At 33.5% G+C, this 12,636-nt stretch carries 6 protein-coding genes; 1 reads left to right on the top strand and 5 read right to left on the bottom strand.

Translation table 11 applies throughout. The features are described from left to right. Nucleotides 1–384: 384 nt before the first annotated feature. From I6U48_RS10880 to I6U48_RS10865, 4 genes are all read right to left on the bottom strand, one after another. Nucleotides 385–1,902 (bottom strand): PucR family transcriptional regulator, encoded by a 1,518-nt coding sequence (locus tag I6U48_RS10880; RefSeq protein ID WP_218320486.1) that lies wholly within the window; start codon nt 1,900–1,902, stop codon nt 385–387. Between the two features lie 293 nt (nt 1,903–2,195). Further along, the gene (locus tag I6U48_RS10875) at nt 2,196–4,217 is read right to left on the bottom strand and encodes an oxidoreductase (protein ID WP_218320485.1); all 2,022 of its coding nucleotides are present in this window, start codon (nt 4,215–4,217) and stop codon (nt 2,196–2,198) included. A 63-nt stretch (nt 4,218–4,280) separates the two neighbouring features. Further along, nucleotides 4,281–6,257 carry an oxidoreductase gene (locus tag I6U48_RS10870; protein ID WP_218320484.1) on the bottom strand — a complete coding sequence of 659 codons (1,977 nt, stop codon included), beginning with the start codon at nt 6,255–6,257 and terminating at the stop codon, nt 4,281–4,283. Between the two features lie 24 nt (nt 6,258–6,281). Further along, nucleotides 6,282–7,430 (bottom strand): iron-containing alcohol dehydrogenase, encoded by a 1,149-nt coding sequence (locus I6U48_RS10865; RefSeq protein WP_218320481.1) that lies wholly within the window; start codon nt 7,428–7,430, stop codon nt 6,282–6,284. A gap of 228 nt (nt 7,431–7,658) precedes the next feature. On the opposite strand from I6U48_RS10865, the gene I6U48_RS10860 reads away from it, so the two are divergent. After that, nucleotides 7,659–8,942: a PucR family transcriptional regulator gene (locus I6U48_RS10860; RefSeq protein WP_218320479.1), complete on the top strand. Its 1,284-nt coding sequence runs from the start codon at nt 7,659–7,661 to the stop codon at nt 8,940–8,942. Between the two features lie 120 nt (nt 8,943–9,062). Here I6U48_RS10860 and I6U48_RS10855 read toward each other — a convergent pair whose 3' ends face one another. Further along, the gene (locus I6U48_RS10855; protein WP_218320478.1) at nt 9,063–12,635 is read right to left on the bottom strand and encodes a cell wall-binding repeat-containing protein; all 3,573 of its coding nucleotides are present in this window, start codon (nt 12,633–12,635) and stop codon (nt 9,063–9,065) included. Between the last annotated feature and the right edge of the window lies 1 nt (nt 12,636).

The raw sequence follows: 12,636 nt of genomic DNA, 5'->3' as shown, positions 1-12,636 counted from the left end.
AAGTTTCTCATAATTCTCCACTTTTCCCTGACTCTACTGGAGATTCACGAATACAACGACAGAGTATTTTTTAGAGGACAATTGACAATTGACATAGGACAGTGAAGGTGAGTTTTCTTCCTTACGTCAGAAAACTAATTTATTTTTTTAGGCTTGTTTTGCTAATGCAAAGTATCGCTTATTTATATACTCAGGGAGTAGTTCTGCGAAACAAGAGAGCAGGAGTTTCTTTTAAATTAAAGATTTTTCGTAGTGCAGCGGAGAAAAATTCTCCTTCACTGTCCTCTGTCAATTGTTCTCTGTCCTCTAAAGAACATTTACTTATGTTAATTGTTACTAATAAGTATTTTTTATAACTTAACTGTCGGTCATAGACATCTATAATTACAGTAAATGCTTATCCTGTAAAATTAGCAAGCAGGAAAAAATTATAGGCAAAGAATCTTCAAGTTTATTTAAGTCAATTCCGCTTAAGGATGTTATCTTTTTTAATCGGTAAACAAACGTACTTCTATGAATATGTAGTTTCTCTGAACATCTGTTTAAACTTCTATTATATGTTAAATAATAATATAACGTTTCTACCAAATTTGAATGATGGGTCTTATCATATTCCCACAATACCTTAATCTCCCATTGAACATAGTACTCCAAATCATATTTTGATGAAAATTCATTACAAATATGCTGTACCATACATCTCCAATAGTACTGCAAAGGTACTTTGTTTGAAGCAAATTTAATTGCCTGACAAGCCTGTTCATACCTAATTCCAAGTTCTAAAAAATCATCGAACCAATTTGAGAGTCCGCACAGCATTTTACTTCGTATAAGAAAATTGTTTAACAGTTCTTCAGTCACTGTGTTTTTAAAAGAACTTTCATTAAAGATTACTATGAGGTTATTGTTATAAATAAATGATTTGCTTCCTGGAATGAGCCTCATTACACTTTTACAGTAAAATGGAATGTTTATTATAGCCTCAACATCACTTTTATAATCCATTACCCCAATACAAAACCGTTCATGCTGTTTCCAGCCATATAAAGAAAGTTTACATTCCAATACCTCATTTTCAATTTCTTTATTTTCTAATATATCTAAAATCCAAGCTTCATATATTGTTCCATATGTTATATCAAACATGGAGTCTCTTCCAATAATATTGCCGATACAATCCGATAGTTCACTAGCAAAATTTAGATATGCATCATTCATAGAAGTGTCAACTTCTAATATTCCGAGAATAGCAGCTTTGTAATCATTTACCCATATATTTGCTGTTAGCCCACGATAATTAAACATATCAATTTCATAAAACGTAGGTTTATGAAGCTTGTCTAAATAATTAAATTGCGGCGTATGCATAACTAATTTCATAATTTCAAAATCAACATACCTTTTTTCACTAATGCCATTCCAAAAAATATCATTTACTTTTGTCTCAATGTTTCTGCTGCACGCTAAAGTTGTCTGAGATGAATCCAAAATATATATGGGATTCTTAAATATTTTATAACTGACATCTAAAAGAGTCTGTAATGATTTGTTGCGTATAACAGCATCTAAAAGTTCACTTTTCCATTCAAAATATTCTTCAAAGATTTTTTCTATCTTTTTAAAGATTTCTGTTAAGGAACTCTTACATGAAATCCATATGAAGCTTTCTACATTATTTGTAAATGATATTTTCTCATTATTGTATACTATTGCACAGAACACTGGCATTTTCTTTCGATTCATTACATCATAATTACATAAATATAAGTAATTTTGCAGATATTCTTCTTCATCTTTATCTAAGAATATCACACCCTTTAAAGCAATTTCATTATTACTTTGAAGCTTTACAGAATATCCTTCGTTTTCTAATTTACATGCAATATAGGATAAAGTTATCATTTTATCCCTCCATTAACCATATTATGAGTACAGTATATATCCAATAATTAGACATTACAAGAATATTAATTGCTATTATAGACATCCACGGCCGAAAGTAGACTTACACTCCGGTATATGTTTCTAAGCTTCAGCACGATAAAAACTCTTTATCAATCTAAAACTTGGTATTTTGAAAATCTAAGAACATATGATAAACTCGTACCTCAAACATATCAGAAGTCCTAAGATTTTCTAAAATACCTCGCTAAGATTGATTAAAAAGTTTTTATATGTGCCTTCAACTAATGAAACTAAATATGGAGAGCAGCCTGGAATGCCTGGTTAACAGCTGTACCGATTGTACCAACTTTCTTACAGTCACCAACTATATAAACATTTGTTTCAGGAGCACAGTGACGAAGTTCTTCTACCGTATCTGTTTTTGGACGCATTCCCATAGCAAGCAGTATGGTATCTGCTTCATACAAAGCAACCTTTCCAGTTTCAAGGTTATCACAGATAATCTTATCATCACAGATTTCTTTAAGACGATTGAAATATCTTACAGGAATTCCTTTGGCCTTAAGTATATTCTGGAATTCCTTCGCACTTGTTCCTGAACTTTCTATCAACTTGGAGAAACTCTTTTCTGAACTTTCCATTTCAATAATGCTTACATCTTTTCCCTCATCATAGAATTCAATTGCAGCTTCAATCCCAACAGCACCGGCACCTATAATAACAATTTTATCCCCAACAAGACTTTTGTCAGCTTCAGCGTCTGGAGCCCAGTGTACATGCTTCTTATGAATTCCCGGAATACTGGAAGGAATGATAGGGTCCGAACCAACAGCAATGATAATTGCATCGTAATTCTCAGCATCAAGCATATCCTGTGTTGCTTCTGTATCAAATAAAATTTTTGCACCTGCAGCTTTGCACTGTGCCGCTGTATGTTTTAGCCATTTTAAGTAATCCTGGCAATCAACTTTAAAAGGAGGTATTGCAGCACCTTGTACATTACCACCAAGTGAACTGGATTTTTCATAAAGAGTTACCTTGTGTCCACGGTCAAGTAATGTCTGCATTGCCTGGATTCCAGCAGGGCCTCCTCCTATCACGGCAACTTTCTTCTTAACAAGGGCCTTTGGAACAACACCATCTCTAAGCTCACTTGTCATTCCTGAAATAGGGTTAACGGCACAATAAATTGGTTTTGGAATAAAAAGATGTCTTACACAAGTATCGCAGCGCAAACATGGACGTCTATCTTCAGGTCGGTTCTCTGCATACTTTCTAACCATATCAGGGTCTGCCATTAACGGACGACACATAGCAACAAAGTCAGCCCACCCATTAGCAATGATTTCTTCAGCATGTTCAATACTTGTAATAGAACCTACTGTAGTTACAAGAAGATCAGGATAAGCCTTCTTTATATCCCTTGCAAAATGAACATTAAAGCATCGATCCATCATAAAATTCTGGCACCAGTTACGGTAATATTTCATATTGAAGTCACTGTGAAGTCCTGCAGAAACGTGAAGAATGTCAATATGATCCTTCAATAATCCGATAAGTTCCAGTGTTTCTTCAAAATGCATACCTTCTTCTGCAATTTCATCAGCAGAAATACGAAATTCAATAACGAAGTCCTCCCCAACCTTTCTACGAATAGCATCACATACTTCAATAGCAAAACGTGCCCTATTCTCAGTTGAACCGCCGTATTCATCTGTTCTGTGATTGTAAAGGGGACTTGTAAACTGTGAAATAAGATTACCATGTCCACCATGAACAAGACAGATATCCATTCCAGCTCTTTTCATCCGTGCAGCAGCATCCGCATATTTTTCAACAGTTTCTGCTATTTTTTCATGAGTCATTTCAATTGCAGGAATGGGATCTCTTCCAAGAGCTGCAGCACGTGTAGACTCACTGGAAGAAATGTTTGGTGATGAACTGTAAGGAGGGTGTCCTACAGTTTCAAAAGCCGTATTTTCACCATTATGATTGATTTCAAAAGAAGCATGGCAGCTGTACTGTTTGCCCATATCAGCATATAAGGTTAACGGAAAAATACATCTGTCATCGCTGAGATCAAGCTGAAAAGCTTCATCTTTACATTCTGTAATATCAATAGAGCAGTTGCCTACATACAATGTACATACGCCACCACGCGCAAACATACGAAACCAGTCTACAAATTCCGGCGTAACCAGACCATCAGTACTGGCAAGATTAGGAGACGGTGGTGCAAGAACGATACGGTTTTTAAAGTCTATTCCTCTAATTTTAATAGGTGAGAATACATGAGTAAATTTTGATCTCATTTTATTCATCCTTTCTACTTAAAAATTTACGTCTCCGAGGATCCTACAAAAACTTGTCTAAGCTTAATTTAATCTATATGCTTCTGAAAAGGCTGTGGAGATTGCATTTGCAATTCTGCCAACTTGTGCAGTGTCCCCAATCTTAATTACCTTACCAAAATTGGCTTTTAACTCTTCTGCTAGGGTTTGGTCAGCATGCACTCCTAAAGAAAGTACTACATACTCAACCAAAAGTTTTTCTTTCTCCCCATCTTTCTTTTCTAATATAACTGCTTCATCAGTAATTTCTACTAATTTATGAGATGGACTAAAGCTAGTGTTCATTTTTTCTAATCTACCTTGAATATCAGTTAGGTTTTGCCAGCTTGCATCAGGTCCAATTGTATCTGCCATTTCAATAACATTTACATTGTTATTCATTGTACCTAATAGTTCAGCAGTCTCCAAACCTGTCATACCAGAACCAATGACTGCTACTTTTTTATTTGAAATTTTTACTTTACCAGATAAAATATCGGAACTTGTACAAACATTTTTACCTTCTACACCAGGAATAGCTTTTGGCACTATAGACTTAGAACCAGTAGCTACAAACACTGCATATGGATTTAATTCTTTAATAGCTTCTACTGATGCTGGTGTATTTAAATGAACTTCCACACCTAATTTTTTTAGTTGAACCTCGAAATATTCAATAAGCCAATTAATTTTTTCTTTGTGCGGAGGCTTATTTGCTAAACATAATTGTCCTCCAAGCTCTGAACCTTCTTCAAATAATACTACCTTAAATTTGCGCTCAGCAAGAACCCGTGCAGCTTCCAACCCTGATGGTCCACCGCCTACAACAGCTACCACACGACCATTTCCGTCTTGTCTGGCATTATTATAAAACCATTCACGAGCATTTCTTGCATTAATTGCACAAGCAAATGGTTCACCGTTCATACCATTAACCACCATAGAATCCATGCAATTCAAACAGGAAATGCACCTGCGAATTTCATCTACCCTGCCTTCAGCAGTTTTATTTACCCAGTCAGGATCAGCTAGTAATCCTCTAGCAATTGTTACACAATCCACTTTTCCTTCTGAAATAATTTTTTCGGCAAAATCAGGATTACGGATAGTGCCTACGCCAAATACAGGAACATTAACCTCCTTTTTAACAGCTTCAGCTAAATATATTTTCCAACCTTCTGGATAAGAAATAGGTTCCCAAGCTTTATTCATTGTTTCATAAATTCCAGCAGATACATTTATAGCATCTAATCCAAAAGGAACAAGGTACTTACATATTTCTACTGCTTCTTCTAATTGTAAGCCTTCTTCTTTAATTGGAAATACAGAATCTTTTAAAAATTCATCTGCAGAAATTCTCATAATTACTGGATACTCTCGCCCCACTCGCTCTCTAATCCCCTGAATAATTTCTTTAATAATACGAGCTCTATTTTCAGTGTTTCCTCCGTATTCATCAGTTCGTTTGTTTGTAAATGGTGATAGAAATTGATTTAACATATATCCATGTGCTGCGTGAAGTTCAACACCATCAATACCTGCTTTGTAGCATCTTTCTGCTGCATTTATAAAATCTTGTACAAGATTTTTCACTTCTTCATTTGTCATTTCACGACAATCTGCTTGAGTTAACATACTTTTAATACCACTTGGAGATATTGTAGCCTTCCCTCCAATCATTTCACATACAGTTTGACGCCCTGGATGGTGTAATTGAACAAAGATAGCACCATTATAATAATGTATTGAATTGGCAAGTTTCCTGAGCCCAGGAATACAGTCATCTGTAGCTGCAGAAGATTGACGAGGCATCATAATTCCAGTATCATTGTTTACTCTAGTAACCTCATTAATAATAAGACCTACTCCACCTTTAGCTCGTTCAGCATAATATGCGCACTCACATTCAGAGATTGTTGCATTTTCATTTGCTGTTCCTGACCCCATAGCTCCCATTACTACACGATTTCGTATTTTTAAACTTCCAATATTAATTGGAGACAATAAATTTTCATAACCCATAAATAAAAGCCCTCCTAATATGTTTTATTGATATGTGTCATAGATTTTCGCAAGTAATTCTGGAATCATTTCATCTGTTACAGCAACACCACCAAAATTACGTAAAGGTTCATTACGTACATAATCTGTACAATTTAAAATCTCTTCTCTTGTAATTCCCAGTTCTTTACAAGAAGGAACCTCTATAGATTTCATAAATTTACGAAGACCATCTGCAACGGTTTTGCCAATTACAACTGGATCCTCACTATTAATTTCAATGTCCATAATTTTACCTACTTTTTTAATCTTTTCAGGAAATTTTGAAGCTGTTAGTTCTATTACAACAGGTGTTACTAAGGCACAGCCTATACCATGTGGAATATGAAAATGAGCTCCAAAAGAATGGGCAATAGCATGGCCAACATGAACTGTAGAATCATTGAAGGATTTACCTGCAAAATTGCTTGCTAAAGCTAAATTATCTCTAGCTTCATAATTATTTGGATCTTTGTATGCAACAGGAAGCCATTTAACACTTCTTTCGATTGCATCATAAGCAAGTAAATCTGAGTGTGGATTTGGCTGCATACTTGTCAAGGACTCAATACAATGTGAAAAAGCATCCATACCTGTATAGGCTGTAATTTCCTTTGGTAAGCTTAACGTAAGTTCTGGGTCCAAAATTGAAAAAGATGGCACAGCAAAGCATCCAACTTTCTCATGCTTTTTAGTATCTGTGATGACAGCTACAAATGTACTTTCTGAACCAGTACCTGGTGTAGTTGGTATTAAAACAAATCTCACTGGTGGATTTTTCATAGGTGCATGATGAATCATATCACTAATTGAAATTTCGTTGGCAGCAAAACAAGCTATTCCCTTTGCTGTATCTAATACACTTCCGCCGCCTATACCAATGATACCATCCACCTGCTCTTTTTTTGCCATATTGCCGCCAGCTTCTACTGTGTAATCAGGTGCATCCATCTCTACACCGTTAAATATAACTGTTTCTATATTTGCTTTTTTTAAACTATCAATTGCCTTTTGAGAATGTCCTAATGCTTCAACTTGTTTGTCTGTTACAATCATTACTTTTTTAAAACCTAACTCTTTTGCAGTTTCTCCTGTTGAATTAATTGCACCAGCACCGTAAGCTACTGTGCATAGCTGTCCATATCTTCCTATCATAACTATCCCCTCCGATTAATCATTGTTTCTTTTTACCAATCTTAACAAGATTATAGCACCTAATATCTTCAATATCTTCGTCAAGCTTTTAGAAATTTCAATACAGCATTTGTAATCTTTTACAAAGCCAAATTAAATATTACTTATCCATATAATTGTCAACAATATTAACTTCTGCTATGATTAAATTAATAAGATAGTTAATATTTCAACAAAGAAGGGATAGTTATGGCTGTACAATTTTCTGAACTTACTGCTGATATGCAGATTAAAATAGCAAGCTTTACGAATAAGTTGTTAGAGCTTTGCCAAAAAGGGACAACTATTCAACAGCTTTTAGATGTAGGCTATGAAACTTTAGGTAATCCTTTACTACTAGTAGATATTTCTCTTTGCTTTATGGCTCATGCTGGAGGAAATACAATAAAAAATGAACCTTTGTGGGAATGGACTCTTTCAAAGGGTTATGTAACTGAACAATATGTCAATTCAATTATGGAAAACAATGTTGACGAAGATAACGGACAAACCGAAGATTCAAATTTAATTTTATGGGAATACGGACTATTAAATCATAGGCAGTTGGTAGGCAACGTTTTAAAAAACAGACAATCTATAGCATATTTAAAAATTTTAGAATATAATAAACCAATCACAGAGTATGATGAACATATATTGATCACTCTCTGCAAATTTCTTTCTTTAACAATTAAGAATTCCAATGAAAATTTTTCATCCATAAATCCTTTAGTAGATTCATTTATTACGGCCTTAATAAATCAAAAATTATATGATCATGATGCAATTAACGAACGAGCAAGAGCCTTTAATCTAAAACTTTATGATAATTTATATGTTATTACCATTGAGTTAAATAATACGAATAAAAATCAAGATAGAATATATTATTTGAAAAGAAAAATGCAAAATTATTTTAACAGAGACACAATAATTATTTATGATAAGTATATTGTGGTTTTATTTGATGTAAAAAGTGAGAATATATTTAATGCAAATGAATTGTCCTTATTTAATAAGCTATTAGAAAAATATAATTGTAGGGCAGGTATTAGTAAGACTTTTCATAATTTATATGACTTATCTGAGTATTACAAGCAAACTATCACCAGCTTATCAATTGGAAAACAGTTACATAGTTCACAACGAATTTTAAATTATGATGACTATATAGTTACACATATGATTTTAAGTTTTGGAGATAAAGCACATCTTAACCTTCTTATTCATCCAATTGTAAAGTTCTTAATTCGTATTGATAAAGAAAAGAATAGTGATTTTTTTGAAACATTATGTGCTTATTTAAAGCATAATCAAGATGTTACTCTAACTTCAAAAGCCCTCCACATCCATTATAATACTTTAAAATATAGAATTAATCGCATTACAGAATTAACAAACATTGACTTTGATGACAGTGAGCTGTTATTTGAAATACAATTATCAGAAAAAGTTTTAAAATTAATAAAACAAATAGGTAACGAAAAAATGTAGTAGTTTATTTTCTAACACAAAAATTGCTGGCAAAATATATTTGCCAGCAATATAAGCATTACTAAAAGGGTACATATTTTTCGAGGAAGAGTTTAAATTAATTTTTATATAATTAAGTGATTATCTATTAGTTACAATTATAGTCCTTTTCTTCAGGTCATTCTCAGATGGCTTGTAGTTAGAATTGTTTCCATCTGCATCTTTAATAGTTCTTAAAGATACTGTACTTTTAGCTCTTACAGCAATTTCAGCGGAATTCTTTAATGCGTTATCATAGTCTTTGTTTGTTGGATCAAAGTTGAATATTAAAGTATTTCCTTTTATCTCTGCTGAATCAGCTTTAATATCTGTTCCATTAGAGCCAGTGAATGCAAAGTCATCGGACTTAATCCCACTATTTACATCAAGTGGTGTATCAAAGGTTATATATACTTTTGTTCCATTTACATCTTTTTCTGCTGTCCAAAAATCTACAGAAGTATCGTCTGTACAAGTAGTCCTTGGTGCAGCTTCATAATCATAAATAGTATTTTGATTATTTCCTGTTTTATCATCTAAATTCGCTATGGATGTTCCAGTTTCATCAGTTGTTTGAGCAGCAGCTTTTATTCCAAGTAATGCTGATTGTCCTTGCGATTTTATTAGATCTATCTTTTTCGTGTTTGCATCATTATTAGTCTTTCCATTAGCAAAAGTTATGATAGGGGCAGCTTGTTTATCCGCAGCACTAGCTAACTCTCCATCTTTATAGGTAAGTGTTATTTTATCCCCTGAGATACTTGCACTACTTGGTGTTACTCCGCCTAGTGTGAAATCACTTGCCTGAATTGTGTCTATCGCTTTGTCAAACTGGACATCAACCTTCAAATCATCTCCAGCATAGTAAACTTTAACAGTGTTAACTTTAACCTTTGCTCCAACTTGCATTTCACCAATTATCCCTGTATATGCCACACTATCTAATTCATTTCCAGCTTCGTCTTTGACATTAGAAACTATTAAAGCAGTTACATCATTTGAAGTTCCAGTAGTAGTTTTACCCGTAGTTTTTACATTATAGCTTGATGGGAACTCAACTATAGCGCTTTTATCATCTCCACCTGCTGTTATTGAAGTATCTTCTGGTAGAGACTTAGTTTCTCCTTCTCCGTTTATAAACTTGTAGTTTCCTCTATTTGTAAGGGCGCTTGAGTCCATAGCCTCGTTAAAGTATACAACTACTTTATCTTTTTCACTTGAAGTACTTCTTATCTTTGCATAAGTTCCTGTTACTTTTGGAGCTATGCCATCACTACCATTTAAAGTAGTAGTATATTCATCCATTGTATTTGCTTTAGTTGCAGTATCAATAATATTCTTTATTGTCAATATATACCTAGAAGAATTTAATCTCCAGTCATCGTTTGAATCATCTGAATTATATTTATTTAACTTGATGTCAAAAGTATTGCCGTTATCACTGCTAGTTGTACCAGAACTATTAACTATAGCTTTAATATGACTGGTTATATCTATACCCTTGCTATCTAGTAGTTTGTAGTTTGATTTACTTGTAGCATAACTATAATCTACAACTTTACTATATTCTATGCGGATAGTTTCGCTATCTATTATATTAACACTATTAACAGTAGGTTTAGCATTGTCTACAGCGTTAGTGAAAGCTATTCTAGTATCCTCTGCAACCTTGTTTCCATAAGCATCTTTAACATTGTCACTTATATAAACTACATTTGAACCATTATTAAATAGATTTTCAGGCACATAAAATATTTTTACTAGATCAAAGAATGGCTCTGCATTAAAAGCAATAATTCCTGGGACCTCACTTAACTTTTTACCATTTAGTTCGTAATTTGATAGATCTGGTGCAGATTTCATATCCATTGATTTATCAAATAAAATAAAAATTTGTCCGCCTTCAGGGTGCGTTATTGACTTAACTACTGGTTCAGTATTATTTGTATCTACTTTAAAATCCATGCTTGATTCTTTAAATATAAATCCAGCTGCGTCATTCAACAATCCATTATTATCTCCGTCTAAAACCTTTAATGTATGATTTCCAGTTGGTATTGGTGTATTAAGGTAGAAAGATACTCTATTTCCCCAAATTCCGACTGGTTCATATGAAGAATCTTGCACTGTCATACCATCATTAAATGCAGTATAGGCTTCATCAATCCCATAGTCATCCAAATTTTTTCCATCAAGTTTAACTTTATTCTTTAATTCTTTTAGACTTTTAAAGTTAATAGCTTCTGAAAATTCTACTCTTAACTCGTTATTTCCATCCATAACTATATTTTTTAATGTAGGAACTGCAGTATCCGATAATGTTAAATCTTTACTAAGTCCTTCAACTGTTTTAGTTTTATCTGTATTTAAAATAGTGTTTCTAACTGTAAAAGTCAACTTATCATATTGCTTTCTTGGATGAGCAAGTGTTATATAAGAATTGTATGGATCTGCATAGTAAACACAGGCTGCATTTATATCTTTGGGAATATTACTCAATCCGCTGCAAGGAATTAATTTAGTTCCATTTATTTCATAGTTCGTTACGTCTACAGCTGAATTATGATCGACTGCTGTGTTAAATTCAACTTTTATCTGATTAAGGTTAATCATCTCTATAGATTTAATCGTAGCTTCTTCAGTAGGTGCAACCTGATCACTATTAGCTACTGCTGAATTTAGCGCATCTTCTGTTTCTTTAGATACAACTCCTGTTCCTCCAATAATATTTATGCCTGTTGTTTTAGCTGATTTTCCTTTAATATAGTCTAAGGACTTTCTTGTTGCTTCTGATGACGTTGTATCTAACAATACTAATGGTGCTGCTGCTTTTCCAGCTAAGGCTGCCGCTACTAAAGCATCTGCATAACCTTGCCCACTTGCATTAGCAACAAAAATCTGCCCATCTTTTAACTCTGATCCGAATTTTTCTAGTACATTCCTGTTTGTTTCGAATCTATCAATACCACCATCTACTCTTTCTACTGCATCTAGTTTATTGTACATAGTGTCGTTTATAACGTTTTTTGTTCCTAATATTGTTACCTTTGAATTGTTAGATTTTATAAATTCAATCACTGATTTCATTGACTCATCATCATTATTGCCTAACAATAGTATTTCTTCTTTAGCTGCTGCTATTGGTGCTGCAGATAAAGCATCAGAAAATCCTTCTCCACCTGCTAGCATTAGGGTATCTGCCTTTACTCCAAGCTTGACCAGTTGTTTTGCAACAGCCACATTAGTTTCATATCTGTTAGCTCCTTGCAATTCGATTAAGTTATAATTACTGTTCTTTAGTTCATCTCTTATCCATTGACTTATAGAAGCTTTCCCACCTACAACGTATACATTTTTGACTTTTAATGCTATCATAGCTGATTTTGTATCTGAATTTAATGTTTCAGCTGTTGTTAAAAGTATTGGTGCATTTAATTTTTTAGCTAATACAGATGCACTTACAGCATCTGCATATCCTTCACCAGAAACTAATATTACACTATCACTAGTGTTCCAATTAGTTATAGCAACTTTAGCTGCAGTTGCATATCTATCCGTCTCTCCCATTCTTATAACTTTACTCTGTTCAGCATGAACTGTATTTAATGCTAATGTACTTAATGCTAAAGGTATAAATAATAGACTCGCTAATCCCTTTTTACTTCTTTTGTTCATA

The organism is Clostridium thailandense (genome assembly GCF_019207025.1).
Lineage (GTDB): Bacteria > Bacillota > Clostridia > Clostridiales > Clostridiaceae > Clostridium_AM > Clostridium_AM thailandense.
Note: the sequence above shows the minus strand (reverse complement) of the source record. Positions and strands in the feature narration are given on the sequence as shown.